Source organism: Nocardioides sp. URHA0032 (assembly GCF_000620645.1).
GTDB lineage: Bacteria > Actinomycetota > Actinomycetes > Propionibacteriales > Nocardioidaceae > Nocardioides.
This window is the reverse complement of the sequence record NZ_JIAV01000015.1, coordinates 91900-107348: the sequence shown is the minus strand read 5'-3', so window position 1 is coordinate 107348 and position 15449 is coordinate 91900. Positions and strand designations below refer to the sequence as shown.

The window sequence follows — 15449 nt, the reverse complement described above, 5'->3', positions numbered from 1 at the left end:
GCGATGGGGATCGTGCTCGGCGCCAACCAGTACGGCAAGGCGGAGTCCCGCGTGGTCCGGATCATCCGCGACACCCCGCGCCACGAGATCCGGGACCTCAACGTCTCGACCTCCCTGCGCGGTGACTTCGCCGCCGCCCACGTGGCCGGCGACCAGTCGGACGTGCTGCCCACCGACACCCAGAAGAACACCGCGTTCGCGTATGCGAGGAAGCACGGCGTCTCCTCGCCCGAGGACTACGCGCTCGCGCTGTCGGAGCGGCTGCTGGACGCGACGCCGGTGGCGAGCGGGGCGCGGGTCTCGGTCGAGGAGTACGCGTGGGACCGGGTCGAGGTCGACGGGCAGGGCCACGACCACACGTTCGTCCGCCGCGGCCAGGAGACCCGGCTGGCGGTGGTCGACCGCACCCGTGACGGTGTGGTGGTCGCCTCCGGACTGGGCGGGCTGGTGATCCTGAAGTCGACCGGCTCGGAGTTCAAGGGCTTCCTGCGCGACGACTACACGACGCTTCCCGAGGCCGACGACCGCATCCTCGCCACCTCCCTCGACGCGACCTGGCGGCACCGCACGGACCCCGCCGACTGGGACGCGTCGTACGACGAGGTGCGGGGCCTGATCACGTCGACCTTCGCGACCACGTACAGCCACGCGCTCCAGGAGACGCTGTACGCGATGGGCCGCGCGGTGCTCGAGGCCCACGACGGGATCGCGGAGGTCTCGTTCGCGGCGCCCAACAAGCACCACTTCCTGGTGGACCTCAGCCCCTTCGGGCTGGACAACCCCGGCGAGGTCTTCGTCGCGGCGGACCGGCCGTACGGCCTGATCGAGGCCACCGTCACCCGGGACGACCGATGAGGTTCGACGAGCTGACCGAGGACGAGGCGCGGGCGGCGCTGACCGCCTGTCTCGACGTGCCCCGCTGGCTCGACGAGATGCTGGCCGGGCGCCCGTACGGCGACCGGGATGCCGCGCTGGCGCTGGCCTCCGCGTCGGCGGCGAGCCTGACCGACGCCGAGCTCGAGGCGGCGCTGGCCCGCCATCCGCGCATCGGCGAGCGCGCCGGCGCCGGCCACGACGCGGCGCGCTCCGAGCGCGAGCAGTCCGGCGTCGACCACTCGGACGCCGAGGTGCTGCAGCGGCTGGCGGACGGGAACCGCGCCTACGAGGAGCGGTTCGACCGGGTCTTCCTGATCCGCGCGGCGGGCCGCGACTCCCGCGAGATCCTCGCCGAGCTGGAGCGCCGGCTCGGCAACGACGACGCCACCGAGCGCGCCGAGACCGTCGAGCAGCTGCGGCAGATCGCCCTGCTGAGACTGGGAGAGATCCTCTGATGGCCAGCCTGAGCACGCACGTCCTCGACACCAGCCGCGGTCGCCCCGCCGCCGGCGTCGCCGTCCGGCTCGAGTCCGGCGGCGCGTTCCTCGGAGCGGGCGTCACCGACGGCGACGGACGGGTCGCGAGCCTGGCCGCGGACCTGCCGCCGGGGGACTACACCCTCGTCTTCGACACCGGCAGCTACCTGGGCGCCGACGCGTTCTACCCCGAGGTCGCGGTCGCGTTCCGCGTCGGCGGCGACGAGCACTACCACGTGCCGCTGCTCCTCAACCCGTTCGGCTACTCCACCTACCGTGGCAGCTGAGCTCCACACCGTCGTCCGGGCCCGGCGCGCGGTCGTCGGTGGTGCGGAGCGGGCGGCGGCGATCGGGATCCGGGACGGCCGGATCGCCGAGGTGGCGGCGTACGACGAGCTCTCGGCGCCGGACACCGTCGTGCTGGCCGACGACGAGGTGCTGCTGCCCGGCCTGGTCGACACCCACGTGCACGTCAACGAGCCCGGCCGCACCGAGTGGGAGGGCTTCGCGACCGCCACCCGCGCCGCGGCTGCCGGGGGCGTCACGACGATCGTCGACATGCCGCTCAACAGCATCCCGGCGACGACGACCGTCGCCGCGCTCGCGGTGAAGCAGGACGTCGCGCGCGACCAGGTGCACGTCGACGTCGGCTTCTGGGGCGGCGCGGTGCCCGGCAACGTCGGAGACCTCGCCGCCCTGCACGAGGCCGGCGTGTACGGCTTCAAGTGCTTCCTCCTGGACTCCGGGGTCGCGGAGTTCCCGCCACTCGACCCCTCGCAGCTGCTCGCGGCGATGGCGGAGACCGCCCGCCTCGGGACGCTGATGATCGTGCACGCCGAGGACGGTGCCCTGGTGCGGGAGGCGTCCGGGCTGCCGTACGAGGGGTTCCTGACCTCCCGCCCGCCGGAGGCCGAACGGAGTGCGGTCGAGCTGGTCGTGTCCACCGCACGCGCGACGGGCGGCCGCGCCCACGTCGTGCACCTGAGCGCAGCCGACGCGCTGCCGTCGCTGCGCGGGAGCGGCGTCTCGGTGGAGACCTGCCCGCACTACCTCGTCCTCGCGGCCGAGGACGTGCCGGACGGGGCCACGGAGTTCAAGTGCTGCCCGCCGGTCCGGAGAGCGTCCAACCGGGAGCGGCTGTGGGCGGCGCTGGCCACCGGCGAGATCGACTTCGTGGTGTCCGACCACTCGCCCTGCACGGCCGACCTCAAGCGCGGCGACTTCGGCGCGGCGTGGGGCGGCATCGCATCGCTCCAGCTGTCGCTGCCGTTGGTGTGGACCGCGGCGCGGGAGCGCGGGCACGGGCTGGCCGACGTGGTGGGCTGGATGTCCACGGCGCCCGCACGCCGGGTCGAGCTCGCCGGCAAGGGCGAGATCGCGGTCGGGTACGACGCCGACTTCTGCGTGCTCGCGCCCGACGAGGCGTTCCGCGTCGACGCCTCCGCCCTCCAGCACAAGAACCCGGTCTCGCCGTACGACGGGCGTACGCTCACCGGCACCGTCCGGCAGACCTGGCTGCGCGGCACACCGATCGACCTGGCGGCCGACCCGCGCGGCCGGCTGCTGAGGAGGGGCGCATGACGTACTACGTGCCGACCGGCGGACTGCCCGGCCAGACCGAGCTCACCACCGACCGCGCGGCCTTCACCGAGGCGTACGCCGTGCTGCCGCGCGGCACCATGCGCGACATCGTCACCAGCCGGCTGCCGCACTGGGAGAACACCCGGCTGTGGGTGATCGCCCGGCCGTTGTCGGGCTTCGCCGAGACGTTCAGCTGGTACGTCGTCGAGGTCGCCCCCGGGGGCGGCAGCGCGGCGCCGGAGCCGGACACCGGCGCCGAGGGCGTGCTGTTCGTCGTCGGCGGCACCGTCTCGCTGACGCTGGACGGGGTGCTGCACCGCGTGGAGTCCGGCGGCTACGCGTTCCTGCCGCCGGGCACCGACTGGGCGCTGCGCAACGACGCGGAGGCGAATGCGACGTTCCACTGGATCCGCAAGGCCTACGAGCGCGTCGACGGGGTCGCCCTGCCGGATGCCTTCGTGACGCACGAGAGCGACGTGCCGGTCCAGCCGATGCCGGGCACCGACGGCGCGTGGGGGACCCAGCGCTTCGTCGATCCCGACGACGTGCGCCACGACATGCACGTGAACATCGTCAGCTTCGAGCCCGGCGGCGCCATCCCGTTCCCGGAGACGCACGTGATGGAGCACGGCCTGTACGTGCTCGAGGGCAAGGCGGTCTACCTGCTCAACAAGGACTGGGTCGAGGTCCAGGAGGGCGACTTCATGTGGCTGCGCGCGTTCTGCCCGCAGGCCTGCTACGCCGGCGGCCCGGGACGCTTCCGGTACCTGCTCTACAAGGACGTCAACCGGCACGCATCGCTGCACATGTGACCCCGGTCACGTAGAGTGGGTACCGGCGGATCGTCGTTCGGCATGGACAACCGGCGGGCCGTGGTGACTCGAAACCATGCGGACGTCGACGCGCGTGGGAGGCGAGATGGCCGAGGTCACCGTCAACGGCACGACCCGACCCCTGGCGGGCACGCCCGTGCACTGCACGGCGCTGGACTTCCTGCGCGGCCTCGGGCTGACCGGCGCGAAGGAGGGCTGCGCCGAGGGTGAGTGCGGCGCCTGCTCGGTCCTGGTCGCCCGCCCCGACGGCCGCGACGGCGCAGGCAGCGCGTGGACCGCCCTCAACTCCTGCCTGGTCCCCGCCGCGGCGCTCGACGGCCAGGAGGTCGTCACCGCCGAGGGGCTCGGCGACCCGGGCGACCTGCACCCGGTGCAGCGCGAGCTCGCCGACCGCGGCGGGTCGCAGTGCGGCTACTGCACGCCGGGCTTCGTCTGCAGTATGGCCGCCGAGTACTACCGGGCCGGCCGCCGGGCGAACGGCCGTGCCGACCACGAGCACGGCCCCAACGGCTTCGACCTCCACGCGCTGAGCGGCAACCTGTGCCGCTGCACCGGCTACCGGCCGATCCGCGACGCCGCCTGGGCGCTCGGCGACCCCGACGTCGCCGACCCGCTCGCCGTCCGCCGGACCTCCCCGGCGCCCGCTCCGGCCGCCACCCGGCTCGCGGACGGCGTGGGCGAGTTCGTCCGGCCGGCGTCGCTCGCGGAGGCGCTCGGCCTGCTCGCCGGGCACCCGGACGCGACCGTCCTCGCCGGCGCCACCGACGTCGGCGTCGAGGTCAACCTGCGCGGCGCCCGGCCGGCGTACGTCGTCGCGGTCGACCGGCTGCCCGAGCTGCGGGCGGTCAGCCTCGACCCGATCCAGATCGGCGCCGCCCTCACGCTCAGCGAGGTCGAGCGGGCGCTCGACGGCGCGGTGCCGCTGCTCGACCGGGTGTGGCCGCAGTTCGCGTCGCGGCTGATCCGCAACGGCGCGACGATCGGCGGCAACCTCGGGACCGCCTCGCCGATCGGCGACCTCCCGCCGGCGCTGCTCGCCCTCGAGGCCACCCTCGTGCTCAGCTCGGCCGACGGCGACCGTGAGGTGCCGCTGGCGGGCTACTTCACCGGCTACCGCGAGACCCTGCTGCGGCCGGGCGAGCTGATCCGCTCGGTGCGAGTGCCGCGGCCGCTCGCGGGCCTGACGGCCTTCCACAAGATCTCCAAGCGCCGGTACGACGACATCTCCAGCGTGGCCGTCGCCGTCGCGCTGGACGTCACCGACGGCGTCGTCACCCGGGCCCGGATCGGCCTGGGCGGGGTCGCCGCGACACCGATCCGCGCGCGGGCGACCGAGGCCGCGCTCGAGGGCCGGCCCTGGACCGAGGCGACGGCCGACGACGCGGCCGCAGTGCTCGCCGGCGAGGGGACGCCGATGGACGACCACCGCGCGAGCGCGGCGTACCGCGCCGCGATGCTCGGCCAGTCGCTCCGCAAGCTGTGGGCGGAGGTCGCGGCATGAGGGCGAGCGTGGGCCTGCCGCTGACGCACGAGAGCGCCGCGCTGCACGTCACCGGGGCCGCGCTCTTCACCGACGACCTGGTGCTGCGCACACCGCGGCTGCTGCACGCCCACCCGGTCCAGGCTCCGCACGCGCACGCCCGGGTCACCCGGCTCGACGTGGCGCCGGCGTACGACGTGCCGGGCGTGGTGCGGGTGCTCACCGCGGCCGACGTGCCGGGCGTCAACGACGCGGGGATCAAGCAGGACGAGCCGCTGTTCCCCGACGAGGTGATGTACCGCGGGCACGCCGTCTGCTGGGTGCTCGGCGAGACCCTCGAGGCCGCGCGGCTCGGCGCCGCGGCGGTGCAGGCCGACTACGACGTGCTGCCGGCGATCGTCAGCGTGACCGACGCAATCACGGCGGAGAGCTTCCAGGGCGCCCGGCCCACGGTCGAGCGCGGCGACGTCGAGGCGGCGCTGGCGAGCGCCGCGCACGTCTTCTCCGGCGTCACCGAGATGGCCGGGCAGGAGCACTTCTACCTGGAGACCCATGCCTCCCTCGCCCTGGTCGACGAGGCCGGGCAGGTGTTCGTCCAGTCCAGCACGCAGCACCCGACCGAGACCCAGGAGATCGTGGCGCACGTCCTGGGCCGGCACAGCCACGACGTCACCGTGCAGTGCCTGCGGATGGGCGGCGGCTTCGGCGGCAAGGAGATGCAGCCGCACGGGTTCGCCGCGGTCGCGGCGCTCGGCGCGACCCTCACCGGCCGCCCGGTGCGGCTCCGCCTGACCCGCCAGCAGGACATCACGATGACCGGGAAGCGGCACGGGTTCCACGCCACCTGGCAGGTGGGCTTCGACGAGGGCGGGTGCCTCCAGGCGCTGGACGTCACGCTCACCTCCGACGGCGGCTGGTCGCTCGACCTCAGCGAGCCGGTGCTGGCGCGGGCGCTCTGCCACGTGGACAACGCCTACTGGATCCCGCACGTCCGTGCGCACGGCCGGGTCGCCCGCACCCACAAGACCTCGCAGACCGCGTTCCGTGGCTTCGGCGGACCGCAGGGGATGCTCGTGATCGAGGACATCCTGGGCCGCTGCGCGCCCCGGCTCGGGGTCGACCCGATGGAGCTGCGCCGCCGGAACTTCTACGTCGAGGGCCAGAGCACGCCGTACGGCCAGCCGGTCCGGCACCCCGAGCGGGCCGGCCTGGCCTGGGACCAGGTCGTCGTCGAGGGCCGGGTGCGGGAGCGGCTCGCGGAGGTCGAGGCGTTCAACGCCGCGCACCCGCACACCAAGCGCGGCCTGGCGGTCACGCCGGTGAAGTTCGGCATCTCGTTCAACTTCACCGCGTTCAACCAGGCCGGGGCGCTCGTGCACGTCTACAAGGACGGCTCGGTGCTGATCAACCACGGCGGCACCGAGATGGGCCAGGGCCTGCACACCAAGATGATCCAGGTCGCCGCCACCGCGCTCGGCGTACCGCTCGAGCGGGTGCGGCTCGCGCCGACCCGCACCGACAAGGTGCCCAACACGTCCGCGACCGCCGCCAGCTCGAGCGCCGACCTCAACGGCGGCGCGGTGAAGGACGCGTGCGACCAGATCCTCGCGCGGCTCGAGGGCGTCGCGGGCGACACGTGGGAGGAGCGGGTGCGCTCGGCGTACCTCCAGCGGATCCAGCTCTGGGCCGCCGGCTTCTACCGGACCGAGGGCATCCACTGGGACGCCGCCCTGATGTCCGGGCACCCGTTCAAGTACTTCGCGTACGGCGCGGCCGCGGCAGAGGTCGAGGTCGACGGCTTCACCGGCGCGTACACCACCCGCAGGGTCGACATCGTGCACGACGTCGGCGACAGCCTCTCGCCGCTCGTCGACGTCGGGCAGATCGAGGGCGGCTTCGTGCAGGGCGCCGGCTGGCTGACGCTGGAGGACCTGCGCTGGGACGACGCCGACGGCCGGCTGCTGACCCAGGCGGCGAGCACCTACAAGCTGCCGAGCTTCAGCGAGATGCCGCCGGAGCTGCACGTCACGCTGCTGCCGATGGCGCACGAGGACGGTGCCGTCTACGGCTCCAAGGCCGTCGGCGAGCCGCCGCTGATGCTCGCGTTCTCGGTGCGCGAGGCGCTGCGCCAGGCGGCGGCCGCGTTCGGTCCGCCCGGCACCAGCGTTGAGCTGGCGTCCCCGGCGACCCCCGAGGCGGTCTACTGGGCCCTCGAGCGGGCCCGGTCGTCCGCCGAGGTTCTGGTCCGATGAGCTGGCTGGACGCGGTGGCGAGACTGCGCCGCGAGCGGGTCCCGGGCGTCCTGGTGACGGTGGTGTCCGCGCGCGGCCACGCGCCCCGCGACGCCGGCGCGAAGATGGTCGTCTCGCCGGACGCCACGTGGGGCACGGTCGGCGGCGGCAACCTCGAGGAGACGGCGATCGCGCGGGCGCGGACGATGCTGGCCGGGACCGCCGGGGCCGCGCCCGAGACGATGACGATCTCGCTCAGCGACAAGGCGCGCACGGAGCACGGCCGCCAGTGCTGCGGCGGCGAGGTCACGCTGCTGCTCGAGCCGCTGCCCGTCGTACCCGCCGTGGCGGTCTTCGGAGTCGGCCACGTCGGGCTCGAGCTCGCGCGGATCCTGGCCCGCCACGACCTGGAGCTGCACCTCGTCGACTCGCGCCGCGACCAGCTCACCGACGACCGGCTCGGCTGCCTGTCCGACGCGGTGGCGTCGGTGCACGTGCACCACTCGCCGGTCCCGGAGCTGGTCCTCGGGTCGGTGCCCGGCGGCGCCCACGTGCTGGTGATGTCGCACGACCACGCCGAGGACTTCGCGATCTGCGACGCCGCGCTGCGGTGCGGGCACCTCGGCCCGATCGGGCTGATCGGGTCGGCGGCGAAGTGGTCCCGGTTCCGGTCCGGGTTGCTGGTCGAGGGACACGACGCCGCAGTCGTGGACGCCATCACGTGCCCGATCGGCGACCCGTCGCTGCCCGGCAAGGAGCCCGCGGTCGTGGCGCTCTCCGTGGCCGGGGCGATGCTGCGCGAGCTCGCGCTCGTGGCGCCATGACCCTGGTCCGCGCCCGGGTGATGGACACCCCGGAGGACCCGTTCACCGGGGGCACGCTGCGGCACGGCGAGGACGCCGGACTGCTGGTCACCGAGGGCGTGATCACGGCCCGCGGGGCCTACGGGTCGCTGCGGGCGACGTTCCCGGACGAGGAGGTGCTCGACCTGCGCGGCGGCGTGCTGCTGCCGGGCTTCGTGGACACCCACGTCCACTACCCCCAGGTCCGGGTGATCGGGTCGCTCGGGCTGCCGCTGCTGGAGTGGCTGGAGCGCTGTGCGCTCCCCGAGGAGTGCCGGCTGGCCGAGCCGTCGTACGCCGAGGCCGTGGCCCGCGAGTTCGTCGGCGGCCTGGTCGCCGCGGGCACGACGTCCGCGCTGGTGTTCGGCTCGCACTTCGCGCCCGCCGTGGACACCCTCTTCGCGGAGGTCAGCCGGGTCGGGCTGCGGGTCACCTCCGGGCTCGTCGTCAGCGACCGCGCGCTTCCCGAGCCGCTGCTCACCACGCCGGACCGTGCCTACGAGGAGGCGCGTGCCCTCGCGGCCCGGTGGCACGGCGAGGGCCGCACCCGGTACGCCGTGACGCCGCGCTTCTCGTACTCGACCTCCGAGGCGACCCTCGACGCCTGCGCCGCCGTGCTCAAGGACGAGCCGGGCACCTGGTTCACCTCGCACGTGAACGAGAACCCGGCCGAGGTCGCCGCCGTCAACGCCCTGTTCGCCGACGCCCTGCATTACGTCGGGACGTACGATGCGCACGGGCTGGTCACCGAGCGCTCGGTGCTCGCCCACAACGTGCACGCCACCGACGACGAGCTCGTCCTCCTGGCCGGCCGGGACGCCGCCGTCGCGCACTGCCCCAGCAGCAACTCCGCGCTCGGCAGCGGGCTGTTCCCGCTGCGCCGGCACGTCGAGCACGGCGTGCGCGTGGCGCTCGGGTCCGACGTCGGCGCCGGCACCGGCTTCTCGATGCTCAAGGAGGGGCTGCAGGCCTCGTTCATGCAGGCGCTGCTCGGGCCCGACGGACTGCTCCTGACCCCGGCCCACCTACTCTTCCTCGCCACCCGCGCCGGGGCGCTCGCGCTCGGCCTCGAGGTCGGCGACCTGGGCGTGGGAAGGGAGTTCGACGCGGTGTGGATCGCGCCGGGGCCCGGCAACCCGCTCGACGTCGGCCTGCGGCACGCGGCCTCGCCCGAGGACGCGCTGGCCAAGGTCTTCGCGCTGGGCACGCCCGCCGACGTCGCCGGGGTGTGGGTGGCGGGGGAGCGCCTCTAGCATTCCGGCTCGTGATCCCTGCACGCCTGCTCGCCGCCGTGTCGGCGGTCCTCTGGGCCTTCGTGTTCTTCGGCCTGATCGACCTGTCGGTCCCCCTGGACAAGACCCCGGGGTTCTACGAGAGCTACCTGCTCGAGACCGGGTGGGGCGTCCTCTACACGTTCCTCGTCGGGGCGGCCTTCGCCGCGCTCGTGGTCCGGCCGGTGCTGGTCCTCCCGGCGGTCCAGGTGGGGCTGGTCGGCCTGGCCCTGGGCGTGACGGCGGTGGCGAGCGGCTCCCTCGTGCAGCTGGTGCCGGCCGTGCTGCTGGTCGGCAACGCCTACGCGGTCCTGCGCCTGGCGGGCCTGCGCCTGCCTGCCGGACCGGTGCGACTCGACCCGGCGCTGACGGTCCTCACGGCCGTGCTGCTCGTCCCGGCCGCGGTCTTCGCCGTCGACATGGTCGACGGCTACCGGTCCGGGCGGCCGCCGACCGACGACGACACGTGGGGCATCGACCACTGGCCGACCCAGGCGGCGCTGGCGTTGGCCGTGGTCCTCGTGTCAGCGGCGGTGGCCGCCGGAGTCCGTGGCCGGTGGCCCGGCGCCGGGCTGAGCGCGGCGTGCGTGGTGCTCACCACCGGATGGTTCGGGGTCGTGTCCGCGGTGTACCCGGACCACGCCGGGAGCATCGGGACGCCCTGGGGCCCGGCCCTCGTCGCGTGGGCGCTCCTGTTCGCCGCCACGACCGCCTGGCGGCATCACGTGCGGCGTTGACGCCTCTAGGATCGGCTGTCGTGCGCATCCGGCTCGACCTCGCCTACGACGGCACCGACTTCCACGGCTGGGCAGCCCAGCCGGGGCTGCGGACCGTGCAGGACGAGCTGACCCGCGCGCTCGCCACCGTGCTCCGGGTGCCGTCGATCGCCGTGGTGTGCGCGGGTCGCACCGACGCCGGCGTGCACGCGCGCGGCCAGGTGGTGCACACCGACCTCGACGACCCGCCGGCTCCCGAGCTGCTGGTGCGCCGGCTCAACGGCATCCTGCCGCCCGACGTACGGATCCGGGCCGCGGTGGAGGCGCCGGCGCACTTCGACGCGCGCTTCGGTGCGCTGTGGCGGAGGTACGCCTACCGGATCGCGGACCGGCCCGCCGTGGTCGACCCGCTCGTCCGCTCCCACGTGCTCGCCTGGCCGCGGCCGCTCGACGTGGACGCGATGAACGCGGCGTCCGCGCTGCTGGTCGGCCGGCACGACTTCGCGTCGTTCTGCAAGCAGCGCGAGGGCGCGACGACGATCCGCACGCTGGAGGAGCTGTCCTGGGCGCGCGACGGCGCCGGGGTCGTCGTCGGCACGGTCCGAGCCGACGCGTTCTGCCACAGCATGGTCCGCTCGCTGGTCGGCTGCATGATCGCGGTCGCCGAGGGCCGCAAGCCGGTCGCCTGGGCCGGCGAGATCCTGCGCGCGCAGACGCGGGACCCCGCGGTCGCGGTCGTGCACGCGCACGGCCTGACGCTCGAGGAGGTGGCCTACCCGGCCGACGAGGAGCTGGCGGCGCGGGCCGAGCAGACCAGGGCGAAGCGGGTCGCCGGTGGATGACGAGCACTACTTCAGCGCCGACCCCTCGGTCGCGTTCCGGCGCGCCCCGGTCTCCGCGTCCGTGTGGGGCCACGAGCTCCCGCTCACCAGCGGGTCGGGGGTCTTCGCCCAGGGACGCGTGGACATCGGTACGTCGATCCTGTTCCGCGAGACCGAGCCGCCCGCGCCCGGCCGGATCCTCGACCTCGGCTGCGGGTATGGCGTGATCGGGCTCGCCATCGCGGCCGCGGTGCCCGGGTCCTCGGTGACCGGCGTCGACGTCAACGAGCGGGCGGTGCTGCTCGCGAACGAGAACGCCGCCACGCTGGGTCTCGCCGACCGCTACACCGCCTCGACCCCCGGGGGAGTGCCCGCGGACGCGACGTACGACGAGATCTGGTCGAATCCGCCCATCCGGATCGGCAAGGACGCGCTGCACGAGCTGCTGCTCACCTGGCTGCCGCGGCTGGTGCCCGGCGGCCGCGCCGTGCTGGTGGTGGGCAAGAACCTCGGCGCGGACTCGTTGCAGCGCTGGCTCACCGACCAGGGCTTCCCGACCGAGCGGCTCGCCAGCGCGAAGGGCTTCCGGGTGCTGGAGACACGCGCGGCCGGGTGACGGATGATCGAGTCGTGCGCGAGCTCAACGTCCCGGAACGACCCCGACCGAGCTGGCTGCCGGGTGCGCTGATCGGCGTGGCCACGGGCCTGCTGCTCAGCTGGATCTGGTGGTACGGCGCCTGGGACGTCGCGCTCGCGGTCACCTTCGTGTTCGCGGGCCTGGTGGCCGCCGTGCTCGCCGGGGCGCCGGGCTGGCGGTCGTTCGCCACCGGGTTGCTCGTCGCCGCGGCCGTCACCGGTGCGGCGGTCGTGTTGCTCACCGGGTGAGCCGGCGGGGTCAGCGGACTCGCTGGCTGCGCCGCCACCGCTCGGGGGTCGTGCCGTAGCGAGCCCGGAACCGCCGGACCAGGTAGCTCGCGTCGCGCAACCCGGTCCGGCTCGCCACGACCCCGAGCGGCAGGTCGGTCTCGCGCAGCAGCCGCCGCACCTCGGTCATCCGCCGCTCGGTGATCCACTCCAGCAGCGGCCGGCCGGTCCGTTCGCGCACGATCGTGGTGAGGTGCCCGGGCGTGTAGCCGAGGGCGCGGGCGACGTCCGCGGCGGAGACGGGCTCGCGGAACTGTGCCTCGATCTCGTCGAAGACGCGCTCGACGAGCGGGTCCGGGGCGTGCGACCCGGCCGGGGCGAGTCGCGCGGCCGCGACCAGGATCCGGGTGAGCAGGCCGGCGACGGCCTCCCGGGCGGCCAGCCGCTCGGGGTGGTCGAGCTCGTCGGCCAGCTCGATGAACCGCGCCGTCCAGGCGGTGCGGTCCGCCGCCGGGACCACGCCGTGCCCCGCGCCGGCCGCGAACAGCGCCAGCACGGGGTGGTTCGCCCAGGTCAGCGGGGACACGGTCGCCAGCGCCGGCACGGCGTCGGGGGTGAACGCGACCGACCAGGCCCGGCACTCCACGAGCTCGGCGGCCGGTGTGAGTCCGACGACCTGGCCCGGGGACAGCGCGTGCACCTCTCCCGGACGCAGTGGCCGCTCGGCGCCGTCGACGGTGATCGACCCCCGGCCGGACTCGACGTACATCAGGGACAGGAAGTCGTGGGCGTGCGGACGCTCCGGTGGCTGCCAGCCGCCGTGCGCGGGGTCGTCCACGCGCACGACCGCGACCGGCGGCCGGCCCGGGTGGTGGTCGTGGCGGTAGACCGGCGTCCCGTCCGGGCGCACCGTGCGCAGGCTGGCGTTCGGCCGTGCGCCGCCGACCGAAGAATGTCCCACCACTTCCCACCTTTGTGATGCCGGTGAACCGCAAGATGTCCAAGACTGCAGAGATCCCTCCAGTCCTATCACAGGAGTACCGATGACATCCCCGCACGAGGTCCGGGTCGTCGACCACCGCACCCCCGAGGAGCGCGGGCGCAGCTTCCTGCCCGGTGCCGGGCGGGGCTGGCTGCTCCCGTTCTACGACGTCCTCACCCGCGCCGCCGCCGTCCGTCCACTGCACCGGCGAGTTGCCGAGATCGCGGGCATCGGGCCGGGCCAGGCCGTCCTGGACGTCGGCTGCGGCACCGGCAACCTGTCCTTCGCCGTGCTCGCGGCCGAGCCGACCGCCCGGGTGAGCGGGCTGGACCCCGACGGTGCCGCCCTGCGCAGGGCGGCGCGCAAGGCCCGACGGCGCCGGGTCTCCCTCGACCTCGGCCAGGGCTACGCCGACCGGCTCCCGGCCGCGGACGCCTCGCTCGACCACGTGGTCTCGTCCCTCGCGCTGCACCACGTCGACGAGGACGGGCGTCGCGGCTTCGCCCGGGAGGCGTTCCGCGTCCTCCGGCCGGGTGGACGGCTCACGATCCTCGACTTCGGCGGTGCGGGGCACGGCGCCGGCGACGACCACGGCACGGGCGGGCACGGGCACGGCCGCGGCCATGCGCTGCGGCACCTCACCGGCCCGCTCCGCTCGCGGGTGGTGCCGGCCGAGCTCGTGGCGCCCAACCTCGACGACGGCATCCCCCTGCTCCTCGCCGAGGCGGGGTTCGAGGACGCCCGCGAGGTCGCCCGGCTCGACCACCGCTTCGGACCGGTCACGTTCGTGCAGGCGACTCGTCCCTAGCCCGGGTGCCGCAACCGGGCGGCCTGCCGGGTGAGGTGGTCGCGCTCGGCGGCGTTCGTCGCGAGGCCCGCAGCCTCGGCGTAGAGGGTCGCGGCCGTGGTGAGGTCGCCGGCGCGCTCGTGGAGCCACGCGTTGACGGCGGTACGCCGTGGTACGTCGGCCGGCACCTTCGTCAGCTCGCGGAGTCCCGCCAGCGGCCCGTCGGCCTCACCGACCGCGACGGCCCGGTTCAGCGCGACCACGGGGGAGTCGGTGAGGGCCAGCAGCTCGTCGTACCACTCGAGGACCTGCGTCCAGTCGGTCTCGGCCGCCGAGCGGGCGTCGCAGTGCAGGGCCGCGATGGCGGCCTGGCATTGGTACTCGCCGAGGCGGTCCTGCGCGAGCGCGGCCTGGAGGATCTCGACGCCCTCGGCGACCAGCGTGGTGTCCCAGGCGGAGCGGTCCTGGTCCGCGAGCGGGACGAGCGCGCCGTCGGCGCCCCAGCGGGCGGCGCGGCGGGCGTGGTGGAGCAGCATCAGGGCGAGCAGGCCGCCGACCTCCGGCTCCGGACTGGCGTGGGACAGCATCCGGGTCAGCCGGATCGCCTCCGCCGCGAGGTCGACGTCACCGGAGTAGCCCTCGTTGAAGATGAGGTAGAGCACCTTGAGCACCCGGCCCAGGTCGCCGGGTGCGCCGACGCCCGCGGTCGCGACGGTGCGCTTGGCGCGGCTGATCCGCTGGCCCATGGTCGTCTCGGGGACGAGGTACGCCTCCGCGATCTGCCCGGTCGTCAGGCCACCGACCGCGCGCAGCGTCAGGGCGACCGCCGACGTCGGCGTCAGCGACGGGTGGCAGCACAGGAACAGTAGCTCCAGCGTGTCGTCCTGGTCCTCGGCCGGACCCGGCGCCGGCTCCTCGTGCAGCCGCTCCTCCCGGGTGCGCCGGGCGGTGTCGGACCGGGTCGCGTCGAGGAACTTCCGCCAGGCGACGGTGATCAGCCATGGCTTCGGGTCGTCGGGCGGGGCGTCCGGCCAGCGGCGTACCGCCTCGACGAGGGCTTCCTGGACGGCGTCCTCGGCCGCCGCGAAGTCAGCTCCGCGCCGGACGAGGACACCGAGGACCTGGGGCGCCAGGTCCCGGACCAGCTCGTCCATCACTCGGTGACGATCGGCGGCTCCTCCATGAAGGGCCGCACCTCGATCCACTCCCGGATCGGCACGCCGCCGGGTCCCGGCGCCGAGGACAGGAAGGCCGCCGCCTCGTGCGCGCGCTCCACGGAGTCGACGTCGATCACCATCCAGCCGGCGATCAGGTCCTTGGTCTCCGCGAACGGCCCGTCGGTGACCGGCGGCCGGCCCTCGCCGTCGTACCGCACGAAGGTGCCCTCCGGCGACAGCCCCTGGGCGTCCACGAACTCGCCGCGCTCCCGGAGCTCGTCGGCGACGTGGCGCATGAAGGCGATGTGGTCCGAGACCTCCTGCGGCGTCCACTCGTCCATCGGCGCGCAGTCGATCGGCTTCGCGCCGCGGTAGTGCTTGAGAAGCAGGTACTTCATCGTGGGTTCTCCCCTCGGGTTCGTGCGCCCCATTGTGGTGGCACGTCCCTGGGACGGAGCCGGGACACGGTTCTCGACATCGGCCGTCGAGGTCGTTGCGAGACCAGCGTCCGCGACGGCGTGCTGCTCTGCCC

The 15449-nt window shown here is 74.4% G+C and carries 17 protein-coding genes; 14 read left to right on the top strand and 3 right to left on the bottom strand.

Going from position 1 to position 15449, the window contains the following annotated elements; genetic code table 11:
- Nucleotides 1-3 precede the first annotated feature (3 nt).
- From pucL to N538_RS0104860, 13 genes are all read left to right on the top strand, one after another.
- Complete coding sequence (gene pucL, locus N538_RS23900) at nucleotides 4-855, top strand: factor-independent urate hydroxylase (RefSeq protein ID WP_036569523.1); 852 nt, start codon at nucleotides 4-6, stop codon at nucleotides 853-855.
- On the top strand, nucleotides 852-1331 hold the full coding sequence (gene uraD, locus N538_RS0104915; protein ID WP_028636379.1) for a 2-oxo-4-hydroxy-4-carboxy-5-ureidoimidazoline decarboxylase: 480 nt from the start codon (nucleotides 852-854) through the stop codon (nucleotides 1329-1331). Before pucL ends, uraD begins: the two co-directional genes overlap by 4 nt.
- The gene (gene uraH, locus N538_RS0104910; protein WP_028636378.1) at nucleotides 1331-1639 is read left to right on the top strand and encodes a hydroxyisourate hydrolase; all 309 of its coding nucleotides are present in this window, start codon (nucleotides 1331-1333) and stop codon (nucleotides 1637-1639) included. The genes uraD and uraH overlap by 1 nt, the downstream gene beginning before the upstream one ends.
- Nucleotides 1629-2933 (top strand): allantoinase AllB, encoded by a 1305-nt coding sequence (allB, locus tag N538_RS0104905; protein WP_028636377.1) that lies wholly within the window; start codon nucleotides 1629-1631, stop codon nucleotides 2931-2933. Before uraH ends, allB begins: the two co-directional genes overlap by 11 nt.
- Nucleotides 2930-3745: a bifunctional allantoicase/(S)-ureidoglycine aminohydrolase gene (locus tag N538_RS0104900; RefSeq protein WP_028636376.1), complete on the top strand. Its 816-nt coding sequence runs from the start codon at nucleotides 2930-2932 to the stop codon at nucleotides 3743-3745. Before allB ends, N538_RS0104900 begins: the two co-directional genes overlap by 4 nt.
- 76 nt (nucleotides 3746-3821) lie before the next feature.
- Nucleotides 3822-5267, top strand: coding sequence for a xanthine dehydrogenase small subunit (locus N538_RS0104895; protein WP_028636375.1), 1446 nt, complete (start codon nucleotides 3822-3824; stop codon nucleotides 5265-5267).
- Nucleotides 5264-7498: a xanthine dehydrogenase molybdopterin binding subunit gene (locus tag N538_RS0104890; RefSeq protein WP_036569634.1), complete on the top strand. Its 2235-nt coding sequence runs from the start codon at nucleotides 5264-5266 to the stop codon at nucleotides 7496-7498. Before N538_RS0104895 ends, N538_RS0104890 begins: the two co-directional genes overlap by 4 nt.
- Entirely contained in the window at nucleotides 7495-8301 is an 807-nt protein-coding gene (xdhC, locus tag N538_RS0104885; protein ID WP_028636373.1) for a xanthine dehydrogenase accessory protein XdhC, read from the top strand. Before N538_RS0104890 ends, xdhC begins: the two co-directional genes overlap by 4 nt.
- Entirely contained in the window at nucleotides 8298-9572 is a 1275-nt protein-coding gene (locus N538_RS0104880; RefSeq protein ID WP_028636372.1) for a guanine deaminase, read from the top strand. Before xdhC ends, N538_RS0104880 begins: the two co-directional genes overlap by 4 nt.
- 11 nt (nucleotides 9573-9583) lie before the next feature.
- On the top strand, nucleotides 9584-10327 hold the full coding sequence (locus N538_RS29230) for a hypothetical protein (protein WP_028636371.1): 744 nt from the start codon (nucleotides 9584-9586) through the stop codon (nucleotides 10325-10327).
- A 20-nt stretch (nucleotides 10328-10347) separates the two neighbouring features.
- Nucleotides 10348-11148 (top strand): tRNA pseudouridine(38-40) synthase TruA, encoded by an 801-nt coding sequence (gene truA / locus N538_RS0104870; RefSeq protein ID WP_028636370.1) that lies wholly within the window; start codon nucleotides 10348-10350, stop codon nucleotides 11146-11148.
- The gene (locus N538_RS0104865; protein ID WP_028636369.1) at nucleotides 11141-11743 is read left to right on the top strand and encodes a class I SAM-dependent methyltransferase; all 603 of its coding nucleotides are present in this window, start codon (nucleotides 11141-11143) and stop codon (nucleotides 11741-11743) included. Before truA ends, N538_RS0104865 begins: the two co-directional genes overlap by 8 nt.
- 14 nt (nucleotides 11744-11757) lie before the next feature.
- The gene (locus N538_RS0104860) at nucleotides 11758-12012 is read left to right on the top strand and encodes a hypothetical protein (protein ID WP_028636368.1); all 255 of its coding nucleotides are present in this window, start codon (nucleotides 11758-11760) and stop codon (nucleotides 12010-12012) included.
- Between the two features lie 10 nt (nucleotides 12013-12022).
- Here N538_RS0104860 and N538_RS0104855 read toward each other — a convergent pair whose 3' ends face one another.
- A complete protein-coding gene (locus N538_RS0104855; protein ID WP_051548795.1) occupies nucleotides 12023-12952 on the bottom strand; it encodes an AraC family transcriptional regulator in 930 nt (309 codons plus the stop codon).
- A gap of 82 nt (nucleotides 12953-13034) precedes the next feature.
- Between N538_RS0104855 and N538_RS0104850 the strand changes: the two genes are divergently transcribed.
- Nucleotides 13035-13781, top strand: coding sequence for a class I SAM-dependent methyltransferase (locus N538_RS0104850; protein WP_028636366.1), 747 nt, complete (start codon nucleotides 13035-13037; stop codon nucleotides 13779-13781).
- On the opposite strand, the gene N538_RS0104845 is transcribed toward N538_RS0104850, so the two are convergent.
- Both N538_RS0104845 and N538_RS0104840 read right to left on the bottom strand, forming a co-directional pair.
- A complete protein-coding gene (locus tag N538_RS0104845) occupies nucleotides 13778-14914 on the bottom strand; it encodes an RNA polymerase sigma factor (RefSeq protein ID WP_028636365.1) in 1137 nt (378 codons plus the stop codon). The two genes, N538_RS0104850 and N538_RS0104845, sit on opposite strands and share 4 nt — an antisense overlap.
- A complete protein-coding gene (locus N538_RS0104840; RefSeq protein ID WP_028636364.1) occupies nucleotides 14914-15315 on the bottom strand; it encodes a YciI family protein in 402 nt (133 codons plus the stop codon). Before N538_RS0104840 ends, N538_RS0104845 begins: the two co-directional genes overlap by 1 nt.
- Nucleotides 15316-15449 lie beyond the last annotated feature (134 nt).